At 65.9% G+C, this 22,267-nt stretch carries 18 protein-coding genes and 2 pseudogenes; 6 read left to right on the top strand and 14 right to left on the bottom strand.

The genetic code is table 11. The features are described 5' to 3' along the window. Positions 1-90 precede the first annotated feature (90 nt). From AKN84_RS38035 to AKN84_RS38025, 3 genes and pseudogenes are all read left to right on the top strand, one after another. Complete coding sequence (locus AKN84_RS38035) at positions 91-1,128, top strand: aldo/keto reductase (RefSeq protein ID WP_050425529.1); 1,038 nt, start codon at positions 91-93, stop codon at positions 1,126-1,128. After that, positions 1,125-1,979: an amidohydrolase family protein gene (locus tag AKN84_RS38030; protein WP_050425528.1), complete on the top strand. Its 855-nt coding sequence runs from the start codon at positions 1,125-1,127 to the stop codon at positions 1,977-1,979. Before AKN84_RS38035 ends, AKN84_RS38030 begins: the two co-directional genes overlap by 4 nt. A 118-nt stretch (positions 1,980-2,097) precedes the next feature. Beyond that, positions 2,098-4,436: pseudogene (locus AKN84_RS38025) on the top strand (Tex family protein). Between the two features lie 113 nt (positions 4,437-4,549). Here the strand turns inward: AKN84_RS38025 and AKN84_RS38020 are convergent. From AKN84_RS38020 to AKN84_RS50500, 3 genes are all read right to left on the bottom strand, one after another. Further along, complete coding sequence (locus AKN84_RS38020; protein WP_050425527.1) at positions 4,550-5,761, bottom strand: acyl-CoA dehydrogenase family protein; 1,212 nt, start codon at positions 5,759-5,761, stop codon at positions 4,550-4,552. 84 nt (positions 5,762-5,845) lie between these two features. Further along, positions 5,846-7,072: a hypothetical protein gene (locus tag AKN84_RS50505; RefSeq protein WP_347337384.1), complete on the bottom strand. Its 1,227-nt coding sequence runs from the start codon at positions 7,070-7,072 to the stop codon at positions 5,846-5,848. Beyond that, positions 6,985-7,845 (bottom strand): CoA-transferase, encoded by an 861-nt coding sequence (locus AKN84_RS50500; protein WP_347337383.1) that lies wholly within the window; start codon positions 7,843-7,845, stop codon positions 6,985-6,987. Before AKN84_RS50500 ends, AKN84_RS50505 begins: the two co-directional genes overlap by 88 nt. Positions 7,846-8,513: 668 nt before the next feature. On the opposite strand from AKN84_RS50500, the gene AKN84_RS47885 reads away from it, so the two are divergent. The 3 genes and pseudogenes from AKN84_RS47885 to AKN84_RS38000 form a co-directional block, all read left to right on the top strand. Then, the gene (locus AKN84_RS47885; RefSeq protein ID WP_050425545.1) at positions 8,514-9,032 is read left to right on the top strand and encodes a hypothetical protein; all 519 of its coding nucleotides are present in this window, start codon (positions 8,514-8,516) and stop codon (positions 9,030-9,032) included. Positions 9,033-9,160: 128 nt separating this feature from the next. Next, complete coding sequence (locus tag AKN84_RS38005; protein ID WP_050425526.1) at positions 9,161-9,853, top strand: response regulator transcription factor; 693 nt, start codon at positions 9,161-9,163, stop codon at positions 9,851-9,853. A gap of 424 nt (positions 9,854-10,277) precedes the next feature. Continuing rightward, positions 10,278-11,213, top strand: a pseudogene (locus tag AKN84_RS38000) (sensor histidine kinase); the annotation flags it as partial. A gap of 506 nt (positions 11,214-11,719) precedes the next feature. Here AKN84_RS38000 and AKN84_RS37995 read toward each other — a convergent pair. Genes AKN84_RS37995 through AKN84_RS37945 form a run of 11 tightly spaced genes read right to left on the bottom strand, consistent with a single transcriptional unit; the run spans position 11,720 to position 22,126 of the window. Next, the gene (locus AKN84_RS37995; protein WP_050425525.1) at positions 11,720-12,346 is read right to left on the bottom strand and encodes an FMN-dependent NADH-azoreductase; all 627 of its coding nucleotides are present in this window, start codon (positions 12,344-12,346) and stop codon (positions 11,720-11,722) included. A 10-nt stretch (positions 12,347-12,356) separates the two neighbouring features. After that, positions 12,357-13,928, bottom strand: coding sequence for an isochorismatase family protein (locus AKN84_RS37990; protein WP_050425524.1), 1,572 nt, complete (start codon positions 13,926-13,928; stop codon positions 12,357-12,359). 18 nt (positions 13,929-13,946) lie between these two features. Beyond that, entirely contained in the window at positions 13,947-14,795 is an 849-nt protein-coding gene (locus tag AKN84_RS37985; protein ID WP_050425523.1) for an MBL fold metallo-hydrolase, read from the bottom strand. 51 nt (positions 14,796-14,846) lie between these two features. After that, positions 14,847-15,737: an amidohydrolase family protein gene (locus AKN84_RS37980; RefSeq protein ID WP_050425522.1), complete on the bottom strand. Its 891-nt coding sequence runs from the start codon at positions 15,735-15,737 to the stop codon at positions 14,847-14,849. Further along, a complete protein-coding gene (locus AKN84_RS37975; protein ID WP_050425521.1) occupies positions 15,734-16,852 on the bottom strand; it encodes a vWA domain-containing protein in 1,119 nt (372 codons plus the stop codon). The genes AKN84_RS37980 and AKN84_RS37975 overlap by 4 nt, the downstream gene beginning before the upstream one ends. Beyond that, positions 16,849-17,730 carry an AAA family ATPase gene (locus AKN84_RS37970; RefSeq protein ID WP_050425520.1) on the bottom strand — a complete coding sequence of 294 codons (882 nt, stop codon included), beginning with the start codon at positions 17,728-17,730 and terminating at the stop codon, positions 16,849-16,851. The genes AKN84_RS37975 and AKN84_RS37970 overlap by 4 nt, the downstream gene beginning before the upstream one ends. Positions 17,731-17,739: 9 nt before the next feature. Further along, on the bottom strand, positions 17,740-18,762 hold the full coding sequence (locus AKN84_RS37965; RefSeq protein ID WP_028333322.1) for a xanthine dehydrogenase family protein molybdopterin-binding subunit: 1,023 nt from the start codon (positions 18,760-18,762) through the stop codon (positions 17,740-17,742). A gap of 2 nt (positions 18,763-18,764) precedes the next feature. Next, positions 18,765-20,351: a xanthine dehydrogenase family protein molybdopterin-binding subunit gene (locus AKN84_RS37960; protein ID WP_050425519.1), complete on the bottom strand. Its 1,587-nt coding sequence runs from the start codon at positions 20,349-20,351 to the stop codon at positions 18,765-18,767. Positions 20,352-20,363: 12 nt separating this feature from the next. After that, positions 20,364-20,843: a (2Fe-2S)-binding protein gene (locus tag AKN84_RS37955; RefSeq protein ID WP_050425518.1), complete on the bottom strand. Its 480-nt coding sequence runs from the start codon at positions 20,841-20,843 to the stop codon at positions 20,364-20,366. A gap of 5 nt (positions 20,844-20,848) precedes the next feature. Then, positions 20,849-21,667 carry an FAD binding domain-containing protein gene (locus AKN84_RS37950; protein ID WP_050425517.1) on the bottom strand — a complete coding sequence of 273 codons (819 nt, stop codon included), beginning with the start codon at positions 21,665-21,667 and terminating at the stop codon, positions 20,849-20,851. 15 nt (positions 21,668-21,682) lie between these two features. Further along, positions 21,683-22,126: an SRPBCC family protein gene (locus AKN84_RS37945; protein WP_050425516.1), complete on the bottom strand. Its 444-nt coding sequence runs from the start codon at positions 22,124-22,126 to the stop codon at positions 21,683-21,685. Between the last annotated feature and the right edge of the window lie 141 nt (positions 22,127-22,267).

The following is a 22,267-nucleotide window of genomic DNA, read 5'->3' as shown; positions in this document are numbered from 1 at the left end:
GTATGATGCGCGGCGCGCATCCGCTTGTGCTCGGTGTGTCTACAAGGCTACTCTCCCTGCAAGCAAGAAAACTGCAAGGGAGCCGTCACGGTGAACCAAACTCCATCCTCACATCCAGCGTTGTCCCGCCGCAGGCTCGGTCGTACCGGGCTCGATGTCTCCATTCTCGGTTTCGGCACCGCACCGCTCGGCGATCTCTTTGCGCGGCTCGACGACACGGCTGCGATCGCCGCGATGGAGCGGGCATTTGCGCTGGGTGTGAACTTGCTCGATTCCTCGCCGCTCTACGGCCACGGTCTCGCCGAGCATCGCTGCGGCACCGCGCTGCGCCGCGTGGCGCGCGACGATCTTGTCGTCTGCACCAAGGTCGGGCGTTGGATGGACCCGTTTCACGGCCGCGGCGACGGCTCCAATTTCGTCGGCGGCCAGCCGCATCGTGCGGTGGTCGATTATTCCTATGACGGCACCATGCGCTCGGTGGAGCAGTCGCTGCTGCGGCTCGGCACCGATCATATCGACTTGCTCTTGATTCACGACGTCGACGTCTGGACCCATGGCGCCGATGCGATCGAAGCCAGGTTCCGCGAGGCCATGGAGGGCGCCTATGTCGCGCTCGACAAATTGCGTGCCGAGCGTGTGGTCAAGGGCATCGGGATCGGCGTCAACGAGGCCGAGATGTGCGTGCGCTTCGCGAGGGCGGGAACGTTCGACACCATGCTGCTTGCCGGCCGCTACTCGCTGCTGGAGCAGCCGGCGCTTGCCGAATTCCTGCCGCTGGCGGAGAAGCAGGGCATCGGCATGATGCTCGGCGGCGTGTTCAATTCCGGTATCCTGGCGACCGGCGCGGTGGCCGGCGCCAAGTACAATTACAAGGACGCGCCACCCGACGTGATGCAGAAGGTGGCGGCGATCGAGCGCGTCTGCCGCGCCCACGGCGTGGCGCTGCCGACCGCGGCGCTGCATTTCGCGCTGGGACATCCGGCGGTCGCAAGCGTCGTGCTCGGCGCGCAGGCGCCGCAGGAGGTCGAGCGCAATGCCGCCGCGCTCTCGGCCTCGGTCCCTGCCGCGCTGTGGCGCGACCTGAAGGCCGAGGGTCTGCTCGACCAGCAGGCGCCGGTGCCGGCATGATGCGGATCGATGCCCATCACCATGTCTGGCGACTTTCGCGCGCCGATTACGGCTGGCTGACGCCCGAGCGCGGGCCGATCTATCGCGACTTCGACCTGGCCGACCTGATGCCGCATCTCGCCGCGGCCGCGATCGAGGGCACGATCCTGGTGCAGGCCGCACCGACCGAGGCGGAGACGGCATTCATGCTCGACGTCGCCAGGAGCTCGGAACTGGTGCGCGGCGTGATCGGTTGGGTCGACTTCGATGCGCCCGATGCCGCGGACCGGGTCGATGCGATCGCCGAACGCGAACTGCTGGTCGGCTTGCGGCCGATGGTGCAGGACATCGCCGATGACGACTGGCTGCTGCGCCCCGAACTGGCGGCGCCGCTCGAGGCCATGGCGCGGCACGACCTCGTGTTCGATGCGCTGGTGCTGCCGCGCCATCTGCCGCGGCTCGTTCAGGTGGTCGATCGCCATCCGGACCTGCAATTCGTGCTCGACCATTTCGGCAAGCCACGGCTCGCCACCGGCGACACCGCGGCCTGGAAGGACGACATCGCGAGCCTTGCCGCACGGGCCAACGTCGTCTGCAAGCTGTCGGGGCTTGCGACCGAGGCGGCGCCGAACTGGCAGGTCGCCGATCTGCGCGAGGCGGTGGATCATGCACTGGCATGCTTCGGTCCGCAGCGGCTGCTGTGGGGCAGCGACTGGCCCGTCGTTAATCTCGCGGGCGGCTATGCGCACTGGTTCGCGGCTGCGGAGAGCCTACTGGCTGATTTGTCAAGTGACGCGAAGGCTGCGATTTTCGGCGGCAATGCCGCGCACATCTATTTGTCAAGCCGGGGGCGGCCAACATCCCGGAAATAGATTGCCGCCTGCGCCTCATTTGATCCACAGCGCGCCTTGATGAATCAATCCGGGATGGTTCATAAGCGGCGTCCGCGCCGTCGGTGATCCGCGGCGCAACGGGGTGAGAGAGAATAGCGTGGCCAAGATTCATCATCAGATTGCGCAGGAGCTGGGAGTTCGCGACGAGCAGGTCGAGGCGGCGGTGACGCTGCTCGATGGCGGCGCCACGGTGCCGTTCATCGCGCGATACCGCAAGGAGCTCACCGGCGCACTCGATGACGCGCAGCTGCGCACGCTGGAAGAACGGCTGACCTATCTGCGCGAGCTCGAGGAGCGCCGCACCGCGGTGCTCAATTCGATTCGCGAGCAGGGCAAGCTCGATGCCGCGCTCGAGGCCCAGATCATGGCGGCCGACAGCAAGGGGCGCCTGGAAGATATCTATTTGCCCTACAAGCCGAAGCGCCGCACCAAGGCCGAGATCGCCAAGGAAGCCGGGCTCGAGCCGCTTGCCGATCAGCTTCTGACGCAGCCGCAGAACGACCCCAACGAGGTTGCCGCGCCCTTCGTCAACGCCGAGAAGCAGGTCGCTGACGTCGCTGCTGCGCTGGACGGCGCGCGCGCCATCCTGGTCGAACGTTTCGCCGAGGACGCCGACCTGATCGGCGCGCTGCGCGAGGAGATGTGGTCGAACGGCATCATGGCCTCGACCGTCCGCACCGCCAAGAAGACCGAAGGCGAGAAGTTCAAGGACTATTTCGATTTCTCCGAGCCGCTGCCGAAGCTGCCGTCGCACCGCATCCTTGCGCTGTTCCGCGGCGAGAAGGAAGAGATCCTCGACCTCGCGATCAAGCCGGAGGCGCAGGAGCCGGTCGTCGGCCAGCCCAGTCTCTACGAGCTCAGGATCATGAACCGCTTTGCGATCTCCAATCAGGGCCGCAAGGGCGACAAGTGGCTGACGGAGACGGTGCGCTGGGCCTGGCGCACCAAGATCCAGATCCATCTCAACATCGATTTGCGGATGCGGCTGTGGACCGCGGCCGAAACCGAGGCGGTGCGCGTGTTCGCCTCGAACCTGCGTGACCTCTTGCTCGCGGCGCCGGCCGGCCCGCGCGCCACCATGGGCCTCGATCCCGGCTATCGCACCGGCGTCAAGGTCGCGGTGATCGATGCCACCGGCAAGGTGGTGGCGCATACGGCAATCTATCCGCATGAGCCGCAGCGGCGTTGGGACGAGTCGCTCGCCATCCTCGGCAAGCTCGCGATCGAGCATGGCGTCGAGCTGATCGCGATCGGCAACGGCACCGCCTCGCGCGAAACCGACAAGCTGGCAACCGAGCTCGTGAAGCGGCTGCCCGAGCGCAAGATGACCAAGATCGTGGTCTCCGAAGCCGGCGCGTCGGTCTATTCGGCCTCCGCCTTTGCCTCCAACGAATTGCCCGATCTCGACGTCACCATTCGCGGTGCGGTCTCGATCGCGCGGCGCCTGCAGGATCCGCTGGCCGAGCTGGTCAAGATCGATCCGAAGGCGATCGGCGTCGGCCAGTACCAGCACGATCTCGGCGAAGCCAAGCTGGCGCGCTCGCTCGATGCCGTGGTGGAAGACTGCGTGAACGCGGTCGCGTCGACGCCAATACCGCTTCGGTGCCGCTGCTTGCGCGGGTGTCGGGCATCGGCCAGGGACTGGCGCAGAGCATCGTGCAGCACCGCGACGCCAACGGCCCGTTCAAGTCGCGCAAGGCGCTCAAGGACGTGCCGCGGCTCGGGCCGAAGGCCTTCGAGCAGTGCGCGGGCTTCCTGCGCATCAGCAATGGCGAAGACCCGCTCGATTCATCCGGCGTGCATCCGGAAGCCTATCCGGTGGTGCGCCGCATTCTCGAGGCGACGAAGAGCGACATCAAGGCGCTGATCGGCAATGCCGAAATGGTGCGCGGGCTGAGGCCGCAATCCTTCGTCGACGACACCTTCGGTCTGCCCACCGTCACTGACATTCTGCGCGAGCTGGAAAAGCCCGGCCGCGACCCGCGTCCGGCGTTCAAGGCGGCGGTGTTCAAGGACGGTGTCGAGGAGGTCAAGGATCTCAAGGTGGGCATGATCCTCGAGGGCACCGTGACCAACGTCGCCGCGTTCGGCGCTTTTGTCGATATCGGCGTGCACCAGGATGGGCTGGTGCACATCTCGGCGATGTCGCGGAATTTCATCAAGGACCCGCGCGAGGTGGTGAAGCCGGGCGATATCGTCAAGGTCAAGGTGCTGGACGTCGAGGTCGCGCGCAAGCGCATCGCGCTGACGCTGCGGCTCGACGACGAGGTCGGGTCGAAGAAGGACAACGCGGGACCGTCACGCGATTTCTCGCGCGGCTCGGCCAAGATGACCTCATCCGCGCCGCGCCGTCCGCAGGAGCAGTCCGGCGGTGGCGCGCTCGCCGAGGCGCTGCGTCGCGCCGCCGAGAAGAGCGGGCGCGGCAAGCCGACCTGACCAGAGGCAGGGCGGCAAGCCGGGCTCGCCGTCCCTCATTTCGCCACCGCGTTCGAGCAACTCACCCGTCAGTGTGCGTCAGGTCAGCGCGCCCGGAAGAGAGGTCAGCCCGATCAGACGAAGGCGCTGAGACCTGTGATGTCCCGACCGACGATCAGGGACTGGATCTCGGCCGTGCCTTCGTAGGTGACGAGGCTTTCCATGTCGCACATGTGGCGCATGACGTGGAAATCGAGCGTGATGCCGTTGCCGCCGAGGACGTCGCGTGCCATCCGGCACACGTCGCGTCCCTTGACGCTGCAATAGTATTTGGCGAGCGCGGCCATCGTCTCGTCCAGCTTGCCGTCGTCGATCAGGCGGCCAAGCCGGATGCAATAGAGCTGCATCGCGGTGACGTCGCCGAGCATGTTGACGAGGATCGACTGGACCATCTGCGACTTGGCGATCGGCTTGCCGAACTGAATCCGGCGCTGCGCGTAGGTCAGGGCGATGTCATAGGCCGAAACGGCATTTCCGAGCGATGCCCAGGCCACCGTGTTGCGGGTGCCCATCAGCACCCTGGCGCAATCCTTGAACGAATTGCAGTTCTTCAGGCGCGCGTCCTCGGATACCCGGCAGTCGGTGAGGGTGATGTCGGCGTTCTGCACCATCCGCAGCGACACCTTGCCCTCTATCTTGGTCGCCTTGTAGCCGGGGTTGTTCTTCTCGACCACGAACGCCTTGACCTGCTTGTCGGCGACGTCGCGGGCGTAGACCACGATGTAGTCGCACCAGACGGCATTGCCCGGCCAGCGCTTGCGTCCATTGATCACCCACTCGTCCCCTTCGCGCTTCGCGGTGGTTTCGAGGGCGACCGAATCCGATCCGTGATCGGGTTCGGTCAGGGCGAATGCGCCGACCTTCTCGAACCTCGCCATCTCGGGCAGATAGCGCTGCCGCTGCTCTTCGGAGCCGAGCAGGTTGATCGACTGCATTGCCAATCCGAGATGCACCGCGAAGAACGTCGCGATACTCGAGTCGATCCGGCTGAGCTCCATCATGATCAGGCCCGCTCCGACCGCCGTCATCGGCCGGCATCCGTGCCCCTGCATGTTGTGATCGCCGACGATGTTCAGCGCCGCGATCTTGGGAACCAAGTCGAAGGGAAACTCGCCGCGTTCCCAATAGGAGTTGACGATCGGCAGCACCTCGCCCTCACCGAATTCGCGCACCTTGCTCAGGATCTCGATTTCCTCCGACGTCAGTTGCTCCTTCATCAGGAAGTAGTCGGTGCCGCGCGCGCGCCCGATGTTGTCGCTCAGCTTGTCGGTGATGGGGTCGGTCATGAGGTTCCTCCTTGATTTTCTCGGCGGGCGCCTGTCCGGATTCGCCGTTGCTTCGGCATCGCTGTCCCTTGATTTGGTCCCCGATCAGGTACGGGGAATCGTCTCCTTCACCATGCCTTTCGCCTCGTCCTTGGATTCATAGATGTGCGGCGCGACGCCCCGCTTGCCCAGCGCTTCGCCGAGCTTGGCGCGCATGAACGCACTCGTCGCAAAACGCGTGACGCCGAGGAAATGGCGATCACCGATCTCCTTCACGGCGTCGAGATAGGCGTCCTCGAAATCGCGGTCGAGCTCGAACCCGTCGTAGTCGACCACGGCATAGACCTTGTGGCCGAGAGGTTCGGCGATCGACCGGATTCGTTCCCTGTATCGCTCGATGGTCTGCTGCGGTTTCATCACCAGTTCGGAGAGGTTGATGAAGAGGATATTGTGGTCGCGATCGTAGCTGAACCGCGCATCGAACGGCAGCCGCAGCATATCGTCGCGGAGTCCCATCGGTTCTGCCTTGAAGATGCGGGGATCCATTTCGCGCGGGTGGCGCACGATCGGCTCGAAATCCATCCTGTCGATGATGTCGCGCTTGATGTCGACACCCGGCGCAATCTCGATCAGCTCGAGCCCCGCCTTCGTGAGCTGAAACACGCAGCGCTCGGTGATGTAGAGGACTTCCTTGCCATTTTGCGCGGCAAATGATCCTGAAAACGTCCGGTGTTCGACTTCATTGACGAACTTCTTGGATCGGCCATCCCGCTCGATCAACAATTTTCCGTCGACGACGGCGACTTCGAGGTCTCCGGCCGTGAATGTTCCGAGAAAATAGATCTTCTTTGCATTCTGGCTGATGTTGATGAAGCCGCCGGCACCGGCGAGACGCGGCCCGAATTTCGATACGTTGAGGTTTCCCTCCTTGTCGGCCTGCGCCAATCCAAGAAAGGCGGCGTCGAGGCCGCCGCCGTCATAGAAATCGAACTGGTACTGCATGTCGATGACCGCATGCGCATTGGTAGCGGCGCCGAAGTTCGCGCCCCCCGCCGGAATTCCCCCGATCACGCCGGGCTCTGCCGTGAGCGTCATCAGGTCGGAGCATTTTTCTTCCGCGGCGACGGCGGCAACGCCCTCGGGAATGCCGACGCCGAGGTTGACCACGCTGTTCGGACGCAGCTCCATTGCCGCACGGCGAGCGATGATCTTGCGATCATCCAGCGGCATCGGCTCGAGCGATGTTAGCGGGATGCGAACTTCGGAGGCGAAGGCCGGGTTGTAGGGCGTGGCGATGGTCTGCATGTGGTGGTCGGCGGCCGTCGCCACCACGATGCAGTCGACAAGCGCGCCGGGGATCTTGACCTGGCGTGGGTTGAGCGTTCCCAGATCGGCGACGCGCTCGACCTGTGCGATGACGAGGCTCCCGAGTTGTGCGCCGCCATCGCCAGCGAAAGCGTATCCACCGTCAGCGCCTCGCGCTCCATCGTCATGTTGCCGGCGGTGTCGGCAGTCGTTCCGCGTATCAACGCGACGTTGATCGGGAACGCCTTGTAGAACAGGTATTCCTTGCCGCCGACGGTCATCAGCTCGATCAGATCTTCGGTGGTCCTTTCGTTGAGCTTGCCGCCGCCGAAGCGCGGATCGGCAAAGGTCCCAAGCCCGACGCGCGACAGGTGGCCGGGTTTGCCGGCCGCGATGTCGCGATAGAGGTGGGACAGCGGCCCGAGCGGGATGTTGTAACCCTCGATCTGATTGCCGGCCACGAGCTGGTACAGGGCGGGTACCGCCGTCCAGTGTCCGCCGATCAGCCGCTTGATGAGACCGGGCTGCGCGAGGCGCTGGGCGCCGCGCTGCTGGCCGTCGCCGGGACTGACGCACCAGACGAATGTCAGATCGCGCGGCTTGCCGAACGAGGCGGCTTCGGTGTCGGTCTCCTCATAGATCGCGGCCAGCGCATGGATGACTTCCATGGCAAGGCCGATGCCGAAGAAGCCGCCAATCGCGACCGTATCACCCGTACGGATCAGTCGGGCGGCTTCGCGCGCCCCGACGATCTTTCCGGTCTTGTCCGATCGGGCTGTTGGAACGATTGCGACGGTCATCGACATCTCCCTTGCTGCCCGCCCGCACTGCTGGTTCTCGATGGGGCTTCGCTACGGCTGGTTGCGCCGCAAAATCAGACTTGGTGTCGCGGTCTTGGCAGTGCCGTTTCTTGTTGGTGCATGCTGCACGTTGGTCGATAGATGAGACAGGCAGGTACGTGTCCGAGGCGGGATCTCAACTTCCGCGGCGCGCCGTTGCGACATCGAATGCATGGTCCCCGGAGCGATTGACGCGCGCACGACCTTTTGCGTCCAGGCAACTCGCTTTCGACCACACACCGGCATGGCACCGGCCATTCGGCCATACTGCGTCAATCGCAATTCGGTCGCAACCGGATAGAGCGGTGCCGAGCGTGCCTGGCTGTCACGCGCGGTCTTACGAATGGAGCAAGATTGGACGCGACATCCGAATCCGACAGGCTGCGAGGTCTGAAGCGGACAGGACGAGGCGCGAAACGGACAAACTGCGCGGCAAGCGCTGGGCGCCCGTGCCAAATCAAGTTTGGTCAAAAGCACTCGAGCATGACGTGAGGTCGCTCGCCAATCCTAAACCCGGTGTCAGAATCTGGCGCATTTGTCAGTTGAAGTTGGCCGCGCGCTTGCGTCTTCTGATCATGCTCGTGTGCGGCGATACGAGGTTCGCCGCGGTCCCAATCAGGGAGGATTTCATGAAGAACAGGCTTCTCACGTGTCTCACGGCGGCGACGCTCGCTGTCAGCGTTGCGCTCGCACCCGCGGCCCTTGCCAGAGGCGGCGGCGGCGGCGGTGGTGGCGGGCATGGCGGCGGCGGTGGTTTCGGTGGCGGCCACGGTGGTGGCTTTGGTGCCGCGATGGGTGGCGGCATGCATGGCGGAGGCTTCGGCGGCATGCACGGCGGCGGCTTTGGCGGTATGCATGGTGGCGGCATGGCGTTCGCTGCCATGGGCGGCGGCGGGCATTTTGCGGGCAGCCGTTTCGGCGGCGCGCGCTTCGCAGGCGCTCCCGCGTTCGGGCCGCGGTTCGCCGGCGCCGGATTCCACGGCGGACGCTTCTTCCATCACGGCGGCTTCTTCCATCACCACCGCTTCCATCGCTTCGCCTTCTTCGGCGGGCCTTACGTCTATGCCGATTACTACGACGGCTGTTACCGCAGGGTATGGACGTCCTACGGTCTGCAATGGGTCAATGTGTGCGGGGACTATTGGTGATCGCCCAACCATCCGCACCGTTGTCGCGGCCGTCGCCAGACGTTCCATCCAGCCCCGGAATGGGATAGTCTGGCGGCGACCGTCGCGGGGCGCTCGGAGGGGGTTGAGAACTCGGAGAGTTCAAGAAGATGACCGGAGCTCACCGCCGCATTCTCGTCGTCGAGGACGATCCGGAGACCGCGGGTCAGCTCGTCGAGGAACTCACCACCTGCGGCTACGACGTGGATCTGGCGGCGAACGGCCGCGAGGCGCTGAGCCAGGGAGCGGCGCGCGACTATGCCGTGATCACGATCGATCGCATGCTGCCCGACATCGACGGCATCACGGTGATGCGTCAGATGCGCGACGACGGCATCGCGGTGCCGTTCTTGATCATCAGCGCGCTCGGCGAGGTCGATGACCGCGTGCGCGGCTTGCGCGCCGGCGGCGACGACTATCTGGTCAAGCCGTTCTCCTTTGTCGAGTTGCTGGCGCGCCTGGAGGCGCTCGGCCGCCGCAGCGAGACCGTTGCCAAGGAGACCATCCTGCGCGTCGGCGATCTCGCGGTAGATCTGATCGCGCGGACGGCGAGCCGCCGCGGCCGCAAGATTCCGCTGCTGCCGAAGGAATTCCAGCTGCTCGAATATCTCGCGCGCAACGAAGGCCGCGTGGTGTCGCGCGCCATGTTGCTGCAGCACGTGTGGGACCTGCACTTCGATCCATCGACCAACATCATCGACGTCTATGTCGGACGGGTGCGCCGCAAGGTCGACGACCAGCAAGCCTATCCGCTGATCCACACGATCCGCGGCATCGGGTACTGCCTCCGTGCTCCTGGCTAAAACCCTCAGGTCATCGACGTTCCGCCTGGCCTTGATCGCCATCGGCATCTTCGGCCTGATCGTGTCCGTCATCTTCGCCTATGTTTACTGGTCGACACTGTCCTATGTGCGCGACAGGTCCGACCGCGCGATCATGACCGAGCAGGCAAGCCTCGACGATGCCTATGCGCGGTCCGGCCGCGATGGCCTGACCGCGTTGATCGCGCAACGCATCGCGGACAAGGCCTTTGCCGACCATGTCTATCTGTTGGCCGGCCCCGGCTCGGCGGTGTTTGCAGGAAATCTCAAGCAATGGCCGGCGGAGGCTGCGAGGCAGGGATGGACCGAATTCCGGGTCTCGCTGCCGCAGCTCTCCACGGGAACCTCGCTGGCGCGCGTCGTGACGGAGACCTTGTCGAACGGCGACCGGTTGCTGGTCGGCCGCGACATCGGCGATCTCGACGGCTTCATGGCGCAGATCCGGGCCGCGGGCATCGCCGTTGTCGTGCTGATCATCGTGCTGGCTGCGGCGGCCAGCATCGGGGTCACAAGGCGAACCGTCGGCCGGATCGAGCAGATCAATGCGACCAGCCGCGCCATCATGCTCTCCGGCCTCGACCAGCGTATTCCGCTCCTCGGCAGCCATGACGAATGGGATCGCGTCGCGGAGAACCTCAATTTGATGCTGGATCGCATCCAGACCCTGATGGGGGACGTCAAGCAGGTCAGCGAAAACATCGCCCACGATCTGCGCACACCGCTGACCCGGATGCGCGGCCGGCTGGAGAAGGCATATCACGCCCCACGCAACGCAGACGGCGATGCGGCGCTGATCGGCGACACCATCGCCGATCTCGATGCGGTGCTCGGGATGTTCGCGTCGATCACGCGGATCTCCGAGATCGAGACGCGGGCTCGTAAGGGCGCGTTTCGCACCGTCAATCTCGTCGAGATCGCAGGCGAGGTGGTGGAGCTATATGATGCCGCGGCCGAAGAGGTGACCACCCATCTCGACCTTGCCGGCGATCCCGTTGTGATGGTCACCGGCGACCGCGACCTGCTGTTCGACGCCATTGCCAATCTCGTCGACAACGCCATCAAGCATGGCCGCCCGGGCGGACGGGTGACCGTGACTTGCGACGATGACGAAAGCGGGCCGGTGATCTCGGTTGCCGATGACGGTCCCGGCATTCCGGCCGACCAGCACGACCGCGTCTTCAAGCGCTTCTACCGGCTCGAGCAGAGCCGCTACACGCCGGGCAACGGCCTCGGTCTCAGCCTGGTCGCGGCGGTCGCCAGCCTGCACGGCGCCAAGATCGAGCTGCGCGACAACGCGCCGGGATTGTTGTGCAGGCTCGTCTTCCCGGTGGCGGAAACCTAGGAACGTAGGGTCGTGACGGCGGAGGAACTCCTCGCTGGGTGCGCGCCGCCAAAATTTTCAAAAACAACCCCATGCAAAGGAGCTCGCGGCTGCCGGCGTTCGACAAGGCAACTTGACATGTCGGGCAAATCAGGAATACACTTCTAATACTCCGAAATTGTGCAGCCGCCCTCTTGTAAACGCCCCTCGCCACGCAAGTGGGCGCGGCGTCGTCATCCTCACTGTCATCGCCCGGCTCGACCGGGCGATCCAGTACGCCGCGGCTTCTCGGTTCAAGCTCCGCTGCCTCTGGAATACTGGATCACCCGCATGCGCGGGTGATGACCCCGAACAGGCTGTTTGACACGTTGAGTCGAACTATTCCCATCGTCGTCCTGGCGAAGGCCAGGACCCATTACCCCAAATCTCAATTGTTGCGCCACGCTGGGGCCACGGTCCCGTTCATCATCAAATGCGGTGGTTATGGGTCCTGGCTTTCGCCAGGACGACGATGTGGAGAGAGCACCTCAAAACCGCGCCGCCATCTCCACGAGCCTGCGATGCGCCGCGTCGCGGGCCGCGCGGATCGGCTCCGCGGGCCCTGTGGTCGGGCCGATCGGCAGGAAGCGCACGTCGCTGATGCCGATGAAGCGCAGCACCTCGCGCAGATAGGGCGTTGCCATGTCGATGCGGCCGCGGTTCATGCCGGTGACGAAGTCGCTGCCGCTCGCCAGGATCACGACCGTCGGGCGGTCCTTGAGCAGCGGCAGATAGCCCTGCGCCGGATCGAAGCGAAAGGTCAGGCCCGGCTGGATGATGACGTCGAGCCACTGCTTGAGCTTGTAAGGAATCGAAAAATTCCACATCGGCGTCGAGATCAGCACGCGATCGGCCAGCGACAGCCGCAGCGCGAGGCGTTCGGCGACCGCGAAAGCATCGTGCTGCGAATTGGTGAAGCTTTTGCCGCCGATCCGGGCATATTTCGCCTCGAGCAGATAGCCTTCGAATTCCGGCAGCGGCTCGCGCCACAGGTTCATCGCGTCGATCTCCCAGTCCGGGCGCGCCTTGCGGAAGCTCTCCACGAAGACCCGTGCGCCGGCCGCCGATTCCGAATCGGCGCGGGGCGAGCAATTAAGATGCAGCAGCTTCGGCACCGCGCCTCCCTCAGCCGAGCGCCTTGATGACGGTGTCGGCGTTGGTCACGACCGAGACGTTCTGCAGGGCAAAATTGATGGCGGCGTTGTGCCAGTCGGCGTTCATGGTCGAGCAGCAATCCTCCGGCACGATCATGAAATAGCCCTTGTCGGCGCCGGTGCGCGCGGTGTGCTCCACCGACATGTTGGTCCAGGCCCCGGTGTTGATGATCATGTCGCGACCGGTGGCCTTCAGGATGGTTTCGAGCCTTGTGCCCTCCCACGCGCTCATCCGCATCTTCTCGACCACGAAATCGCCCGGGCGCGGCTCGAGGCCGGAGACCGGCGCCGCGCCCCAGCTGCCACGCACCATCGCCTTGCTGTCGACCAGCCCCTCGAACAGCGGTGCGTTCAAGGTCACGCCGGGCGCGCCCGGCTCGACGACGAACCAGACATGGATGATGGCAACGCCACGCGCCCGCGCAGCCTCGGCGACGCGGCGCACGTTCTCGACGACATGCTGCTGGCGCGCATGCGCAGGCGCGCCGGACTCGGCGAACGCGCCGCCGTCCATGATGACGTCGTTCTGCATGTCCTGGATGATCATCGCGCAGCGCTGCGGATCGAGCTGCATCTCGCCGGCGGTGAGGTTCGGCGCGGGCGCGGAGGATGGGGCACTCGCCCCGCTGCGCTTGCCGCTCATATAGGGTTCGTTGCGCGGCCCGACCTTGGTCGGGATCGCGTAGACCGAATGGGTCGCGGTCAGATAGAGGGTGCGGAAATCGGTGCCGCCCCAGGCGAGGTTGGCGACGAGCTCGGGCAGGCGGACCTTGCCGAGCAGATCGCCGCTGGGCGAATAGACCCAGACGCCGCCGGGCGCGGTGACCCAGACATTGCCGCGCTGGTCGCACTTCATGCCGTCGGGCAGGCCGGGTTCAAGCTCGGAGCGGATGCCGGAGGCGAACACGCGCGGATTGCCGAGCGCGCCGTCGGCGCTGACGTCGAAGGCGCGGATCAGCGCCTGTACGGTGTCGTTGACATAGAGGATGCGCTCGTCGGGCGAGAAGCACAGTCCGTTCGGCTGCTCGAACAGAGTGCGGTCGACCAGCAGTTTCGGTGCGCCGCCGCCCGGCGGCACGCGATAGACGCCCTGGAAGCCGAGCTGGCGCGGCCGCTCGACGCCATAGACTGGCATCCGGCCATACCAGGGATCGGAGAAATAGATCGCGCCCGAGGAATGAACGCAGACGTCGTTCGGGCTGTTGAGCTCCTGGTTCTCGTAATGCGAGGCCAGCACCTCGCGCCGTCCGTCCGGGCGCTCGCGGATCAGCGACGATGTCGTGTGCTCGCAGACGATCAGATTGAGGTCCGCGTCGTAGGTCATGCCGTTGCATTTGTTCGACGGACGCTTGACCTCGACCACGCCGCGCCGCGCATCCCAGCGGCGTCGCACGTCGCCGGGCATGTCGGAGAACAGCAGGAAGTGATCGAGCGGATGCCAGATCGGTCCCTCCGTGAAGTCGAAGCCGGTGCCGACCTGGCCGACCGGTGCATAGGGGTCGATCAGGTCTTCGAACTCGCCGCGCAGCGTGACATGCGTCATCGTGACAGGCCTTCGCTGTTATGCCGGGAACCAGCTGCGTTGCGGCAGGCTCTGCACGACTGGCCCGGGCACCTGGTCGTGCAGGCGGCCCACCACCATGCCGCCCTCGATCTTGGCGGGGCGATCATGCACCGGCAGCAGATAGCGCGAGTTGGAGAGCAGCTTCTTGATCGCGGCCTTCTCGGCGCGCTTGCTGGTGCCGTGGTTGCCGGTGGTGCGCGGCTCGGCGTCGTGGATCTCGTTGAACGGGTTCACGATCTGGTCGTTGAAATCGTAGATCACGTCGCCGCAGATCGTCGCGATGCCGTCGGCGGTGTGGACGTGGATGTTCATCGAGCCTTCGGTGTGGGCGTTGGCGGCATCGCAATAGACGCCGGGCATCAGCTCGACCGGGCCGGTGATCTCGAGGTCGAGGAAGCGCAGCGCGCTCTTGGTGTGCAGGCGGTCGATCAGGTGCTTGATGTCGGGCGCGGGATATTGCGGATGCATCAGGCCGGAGACCGAATATTCCAGCTCCTTGCGGTTCAGGACGACGGTCGTGTTCATCGGGAACAGGTCGTCCTTGCCGGCGTGATCGATGTGCAGATGGGTGTGGCAGACGAAGCGGACGTCACCCATCCGCACGCCGTGGCGGGCGAGCTGGTTCTCGATCATGTTCTCGTGGAACTGGAGCCCGCGCATGCCGAGCGTCTCCATGATCTGGTTGGAGCGGTAGCCGGTATCGACCAGCACGGGGTAGGGGCCGCCGAGGATCAGGAAGCCGAGCGTCAGCACGCGGCGGGTGCGGCCGCAATTGTGCCCGAGCACGAGGAAGCTCGATTCCAGCTCGATATCGCCATAGTCCAGAATCTTGATCTCCAACGGCATCGCTCTCCCTCCAAATTCATGTTCGTTGTTATGTTCGTGCCTGCGGCGCGGCTATGGCTCCAGCCGATAGACCCGCGTCGCCGTCGTGCCGAAGATCGCAGCGCGCTGCTCCCGGCTGAGCCGTTCGGCGGCCGCCTTGAAGGCATCGATCAGATCGCGGTAGCTGGTCCACAGCTTCTCGATCGGAAAGTTCGAGCCGAACAGGCAGCGGTCCGCACCGAAGATCGCGACGGTGTCGGTCACGATGCCGGCGATATGCGCGGCATCGTTGCGATGGATGAAGGTGCCAAGCCCCGACAGCTTCGACACCACGTTGGGACATTGCGCGAGCCGCGCCATGCCGGTGCGCCAGGCGGCCCGGCCCTGCGGCGTCAGATCTTCCAGCATGCCGGCATGTTGCAGGATGAACGTCACATTGGGGCAGGCCTCGGCGAGCCCGGCGGCATCGGCCATCTGCGGCGCGAACACCTGCAGGTCAAAACTCCAGCCGTAGTCGGCGAGATGGCCGATATTGCGCCGGATCACTGGATCGCTGCAGAGATCGGGCCGCGCCGCGAAGCGATAGAGCGGGTTGTCGTGCCAGTGCAGCTGCATGCGAACGCCGCGCACCAGCGGGTAGCGCTTCAGCCGATCGAGTTGCGGCCGGACGTCGCCTGAGGAAAAATCGGCATAGGCGACGAGCGCGTGCGGCCAGCCATGCTGATCCGCCGTCTGCTGCACCCAGGCCGCCTCGTCCTCGAACTGGCCGTTCGGCCAGTTGGTCTGGACGTAGACCGAGCGGGTGACGCCGCTGCCCTTGAGGTCGTCGAGATATTCTTCGATCGGATAGTCGCGGCGGATCGGCTCATAGGGGCCGAAGATGCGCGGCTGCATCGGGCCGGACAGCCAGGCGAGATCGGCCTGACGCCAGATGTGATGATGTCCGTCGACGATTCCAGTCACGCAGCTCTCCTTGTTCCGAGCGACAGCAGATGCGCGACCACGGCCGCGCTCGATCCGCCATCCACGAGATCATCGACGAAGCGCTGGATCGCGATCAGCGCCTCGGTTTGCGGCTTGAAGCCGGGCGCGGTCGCGAGCGGCGTCAGCCAGCTCACGCGCCAGGCCCGGCGCGACAGCTTTGCCGCCGCATCACGTAGCGCAGCCGGATCGCCGCGCTCGAGGCCGTCGGAGACGATCACGACGGCTGCGCCGCGGGCATATCCGCCGAACCGCGGCACCGCGAGGAAGGCTTGCAACGCGTCGCCGATCCTTGTGCCGCCGTCCCAGTCGCTGACCAGGAACGAGGCCGCATTCAGGGCCTGCTCCCGCCGCTTCAGCCGCAGCGCTGATGTAACGCGGGTCAGCCGCGTGCCGAAGGTGAACACCTCGACGTTGCCGGCCACCTGCACCAGCGCATGCGCGAGCCGCATGTTCTCCTCGGTGCGCGCCTTCATCGAGCCGGAGACGTCGATCAGGAGCAGCATCTTGCGCGGGCGCTGGCGGCGGCGCATGCGCCCGAGCCGCAGCACCTCGCCGTCATTGCGCACGCTGTCACGCAGCGTCCGGCGCAGATCGGCGAACGGGCCGCTGCGCGCACGCCGCCGCCGGTGGCCCCGCCTTCGCGGCAGTCGCCGGGCCGCCTCGCGCGACAGTTGGCGCAGCGGATCGCTGGTTGGGACTTGCGCAAAGCGGCGTTCGACCAGCGCTTCGGCGCGCGCCGCCGCGAGGCCCGATTCGTTGGCTTCGTCGGCGAGCGGCGGCTCGTCGTCGCCGCGACCCTCCTCCTGCAGGCGGACAGTCTCCTCGTCCTCGCCCTCGGCCAGCTCGATCGCCTCGGCGCCGCGGAAATGGATGTCGAACAGCCGGTCATATGTCGCGCGGCGTTCCGGCGGTGGCGCCAGTGTGGCAAGCCCGGCCCGGCGGATGTGCTCGAGGCTGCGCGGCCCAAGCAGTTCGATCGCCGCCAGAAAGCTCGTCGTCTGCTCCGGCGCGACCGAGAAGCCGTTGGCGCGCAGCAGCGCGACAAACGATACGAAGATCCGCGCGGCGCGCGGCAGCTTGAGATCGTCGCTCACGCGGCTGCCTCCGCAATGATCGCATCGAGCCGGGGCGAGATGAAGTGCAGGTCCTCCTCGTCCTTCAGCGCGACGCCGATCGAGCGCTTGAACGCGTCCGGCCAGCGCGCGCCGCCCTTGTTGAGCAACGTCGCGGCTTCTGCCCAGTCGACCGCCTCGGCAATGCCCGGTGCCTTGCTCAGCGGCTCGCGGCGCAGCCGGCCGACCGCGGCGACGACGGCGCGGGCAGTGGCTTCGGCGACGCTGGAGGCGCGCATCATCACGATCCGGGCCTCGCGCTCGGCGTTCGGATAATCGATCCAGTGATAGACGCAACGGCGCCGCAGCGCCTCGTGCAGATCGCGGGTCCGGTTCGAGGTCAGCACCACGACGGGATGCTCGGCGGCGCGGATGGTGCCGCGCTCCGGGATAGAGATCTGGAAGTCGGAGAGGAATTCGAGCAGGAAGGCCTCGAACTCCTGGTCGGCGCGGTCGATTTCGTCGATCAGCAGCACGGTCGCATCCGGCGCACGCAGCGCGGCCAGCATCGGACGTTCGATCAGGAAGGACTCGCCGTAGATGTCGATGCTCTCCTCACCGGCTTGCCGGATCGCCAGCATCTGGCGCGGATAGTTCCACTCGTAGAGCGCAGCCGCGGCGTCGATGCCTTCATAGCATTGCAGGCGGATCAGTTTGCGGCCGAGCACGGCGGCGATCGCCTTCGCGGCCTCGGTCTTGCCGACCCCCGGCGCGCCCTCGAGCAACAGCGGCTTGCCGAGCGCGAGCGAGAGATAGGAGGCGGTCGCGATGCCGTCGTCGGCGAGGTAATAGGCCGCGCGCAGCGCCTTCTCGAGCGCCTCGGGGCTGTCGATGCCGACGATGTTGTTGCGGACCGGCATATCAGAACCTCAGCGCCGCGGCTGCGGCCGCGCGCCGCCCTGCGCCTTGATCGCGCGCAACACCTTCTCCGGCGTGATCGGCAGATCGTCGATCCGCACCCCGACCGCATTGAAGATCGCATTCGCGACCGCAGGCAGCACCGGATTGGCGCACATCTCGCCCGGCCCCTTGGCGCCGAACGGGCCGTCGGGCGCGGGGCGCTCCAGCACCGCGATGTCGTGCGGACAGATGTCGCCGGGGCCCGGCATCAGATATTCGACGAAATCGCGCGGGCCGTGCACCGGCTCCGGGTAATATGGCTCCGGCGTCTCGTAGAGCGCGTGGCTGACGCCCATCCAGGCGCCGCCGACCAACTGCTGCTCGACCAGCCGCGGATTGAGTGCGCGGCCGAGCTCATAGGCCGAGTCCATCCTGACCATGTCGACCTCGCCGGTCTCGTCGTCGACCTCGACCTCGGCGACCAGGCAGGCATGCGCGTAGCAGGTCGCCGGCGACATCTCGCCGGTCTCGGGATCGACGTCGGACAGCGGCACCAGGAAGATGCCGCGGCCGGAGATGGTCTTGCCCTGCTTGAATTGCGCGGCGATTGCGACGTCCTTGGTCGAGATCGAGCGGTGCGGGGCGCCCTTGACGTGGATGTTGCCGCGGCCGTCGGTCTCGAGATCGGCGGCATTCACCTCGAGCTCCTCGGCTGCGGCCTCCATCATCACGCCGCGGGCCTCGCGCGCTGCCGCCATCACGGCGTTGCCGACGCGATGGGTGCCGCGCGAGGCGAACGAGCCCATGCAATGCGGGCCGGTGTCGGAATCAGCGGTGTCGACATAGACGTCCTCGACCGGGACGCCGAGTGTCTCGGCGCAGATCTGCCGGGTCACCGACTTCATGCCTTGGCCGAGATCGATCGAGGACAGCGCGACGGTGAACTTGCCGCTCGGATTGGAGTGCACCAGCGCCTGGCTCGGATCGCCGCCGAGATTCATGCCGATGGGATAATTGACCGACGCGATGCCGCGTCCGCGATGCCTTGTCATGATCAGCGCCTCCTGGTGCCGAAGACGGAAGAGAAGCGGGTGGCGCCATGCGACGGCGCGCTCGGCCGCGGCGGAGAAGGTGGCGTTGGCTGAGGGGGCGGTGGTGGCGGCTCGCGGCTCGCGGCCGGTGCGCGGTCATACGTCGTGCGCTGCTGGGATGGTGCGGGCGTCGGCGCATGCGTCTCACGCGGGGTCGGTGTCACGGCAGCGCGGGCGCCGCCGCCATCCTTGCGCGACGACATTCGCTTGAAGTCCTCGCGGAGCGGCCATTTGGCTTTCTCGGCGGCGACCTGCACGCATTCGATCAGCGCGGTGTTCTTGGCCTCGCGGCGATGCGCCTTCATGTCGCCGTCGCGATACGCATTGAGGATCCGGAACTCCATCGGGTCCATGCCGACGAGATGGGCCAGCTTGTCCATCTGGCATTCGATCGCGAAATCCATCGCCGTGACGCCGAAGCCGCGCATCGCTGTCGCGGGCGTCCGGTTGGTGAACACGCAATAGACGTCGCCGTGGACGTTCGGGATCGTGTAGGGGCCGGGCAGATGCGCGGCGCATTTCACCGCCGCATAGCTCGACAGCCGCGTATAGGCGCCGCTGTCGAAATAGGCGCGCACCTTGCGGGCGACGACGCGGCCGTCGTGCATCACGCCGTCCTTGATGTAGATGCGCTCGGCGCCACGCGGCGGGCCGTACTGCATCTCCTCCTCGCGCCCGAACACGTAGCGCACCGGGCGTCCGGTCAGCATCGCGCCGAGAATGCATAGCGGCTCGGTCAAGGTATCGACCTTTCCGCCGAAGCCGCCGCCGACGGTGCCGCCGATGAAGTGGAAGGTGTTGGAGGGCACGTCGAGGATTTTTGCGCAGGTGTCGACCGAGAAGAACAGTGCCTGCGTCGAGGTGTAGACGATGTAGCGGCCATTGGTGTCGGGCGCCGCGATCGAGCCGTTGGTCTCGGTCGGCGCGTGCTCGATCGGCGACATCTGGTAGCGCTGCTCCAGCACGTGGTCGGCGGTGGCGAGCGCGCGGTCGGCGTCGCCAAAGCGCAGCTGCTGGCGATCATAGGTCTCGTGATAGGTGAAGGTGTTCTTGGGATAGACCTCGTTGACCACGGGCGCGCCCGGCTTCAGCGCGTCCTCGACGTCAAACACCGCCGGCAGCACCTCGTAGTCGATCTTGACTTTCGCTATGGCCTCATAGGCCTCGCGCGGACTGTCGGCGACGATGGCGACGATCGGCTCGCCCTTGTAGCGCACCTTGTCGACCGCGAGCGACGGCTCGTCGTCCTTGCCGAAATTGATCAGGCTGAGCAGCGTATTCAGATTGCGCGGCACGTCGGAGGCGCGGATCACGCGCCGCACGCCCTGCGACCGTTCGGCCTCCGAAGTGTCGATGCGGCGCAGCCGTGCGTGCGCATGGGCGCTGCGGACCACCTTCAGATGCAGCATGCCCTGCAGCTTGTGATCGTCGAAATAAGGCGAGGTGCCGGTGACATGGCCGAGCATGTCCTGGCGCTGCGTGCCCTTGCCGATTTCCTTCAAATTATCGTCGCGCTCGTCAGCGAAGATATCCTTGCGCAATTCCAGCATGGCACTGTTCCCTTACGCGCGCGCCCGGCCGCCGGACGAGGCAGCCAACACGGCGTTGATGATCGGCTCATAGCCGGTGCAGCGGCAGATATTGCCCGAGATCGCCTCGACGACTTCGGCCCGGCTCGGCTGCGGGTTGCGGTCGAGCAACGCCTTGGCGGCCATCAGCATGCCCGGCGTGCAATAGCCGCATTGCGCTGCGAAATTGTCGGCGAAGGCGCGCTGCAACGGGTGCAGATTGGGGCCGTCCTTGATGCCGTCGAGCGTCTCGACCGAGCGGCCGGCGACCGTCTCGGCGAGCGTCAGGCAGGAGAGATGCAGCTCGCCGTCGATCAGCACGCTGCAGGTGCCGCAGCCGCCCTGGCCGCAGCCGAATTTCGGCGTCATGTCGCCGATCAGTTCGCGCAGCGCGACCAGCAGATTGGTGCCGCCGTCGACGAAGATCGCGACGTCACGGCCGTTATGCTGGAATTGAAGAGCAGTCTTGGCCATCGCGATTATTCCTGACCGGACAACAGGCGGCGGAGATGCACGCCGACGATCTCGCGGCGATACCAGGCACTGGCGAGCGCGTTGTCGCCGGGCGACGTTCCTTCGACCGCCGCCGCGGCGGCCGCGCTGATCGTGGAGGCATCGAGCGCGCGGCCTTCCAGCGCGCGCTCGGCGGCGCGAGCGCGGATCGGCGTCGGCGCCATCGAGCCGAGGGCGATGCGGGCGCCCACGATGCGGCTGCCGTTGACCGGAAGATGCGCCGCGAGCGTGATCACGGCGCCGCCCTTGGGCTTGATCCGCGCGATCTTGCGGTAGCGGAAGGCCTCTGTGCTGCCGGGCCTGGCGAAGGAGATCGCCAGCACCAGCACGCCGGTCTGCCGGTCACGCGATTGCAGGAACTCGTCGATCGGGATCTCGCGTCCGCCGAGCCCGCCTTGTACCGATACGACAGCATCCAGCGCGAGCATCGCGACCGTGAAGTCGCCATAGGGCACCGGCGCGAACAGATTGCCGCCGACCGTGCCCATGTTGCGCACCGCGGGGCCGCCGATCGAGCGGGCCGGGCCGTGCAGGAAGCCGAGATCGCGCTCGGCCAGGATGCGCGCAAAGGTGACGCCGGCGCCGAGCGTGATCCGCGAGCCGGACGCGTCGATCCGCGTCATCGCGTGATCGCTGGCGCGCACGATTGTCGAGATCGAGATGTCGCCCTCGTTCAGCGCGCGCATCACCAGCGTGCCGCCGCCGAGATAGCGGGCGCTGCGATCCGACGACAGCGCCGCCGCGGCGTCATGGCTGCTGGTGAAGGTCTTCACCGTGACTGGCATGATATCCTTTCCCGCTTACGCGGCCTCCTTCAGATGCCGGCGGATGGCCTCGAAACCGGCCTGGTAGATGTCTTCCGCAACCATCCGCGTGATGCGGTCCCGGTCCTCGGTCCGCGTCGTGAAGCGCGATTCCCAGTGCCAGAAGGTGCGGTCGCCGTCGGTGACCGGCAGCAGGCGGACATGCGCCACGTAATTGAACATCGGGATCGGCGTATCGAGCAGGCAGTAGCTGAACGATTGTTCGAGGTCGGATAGCGCCAGCAGCTGTTCGCGCAGCTCGGCGCCGTCCTTCAGCTTGAAGCGTCTGACGCAGCCGATCTTGTCGGATGGCTGCGCGCGCTCGATGCCGCTGGTCGCGACCGCCGGGTGCCAGCGGTCATGGCCGTTGAAATCGCGCAGCACGGCCCACACCGCATCGGTCGGTGCATCCAGGATCGTGCTTTTGACGATATGCGGCACGGCCTATCCCCCGAAGGTTCTGGTTTGAACGCGCCGTCCGTGACACTTCACCTCGCCCCGCTTGCGGGGAGAGGTCGAATTTGCGCGCCGCGCAAATTCCGGGTGAGGGGGACGTCTCCACGACGCAAAACTCGCTCCCAG

The organism is Bradyrhizobium tropiciagri (assembly GCF_001189845.1).
GTDB classification, from domain to species: Bacteria; Pseudomonadota; Alphaproteobacteria; order Rhizobiales; family Xanthobacteraceae; genus Bradyrhizobium; species Bradyrhizobium tropiciagri.
Note: the sequence above shows the minus strand (reverse complement) of the source record. Positions and strands in the feature narration are given on the sequence as shown.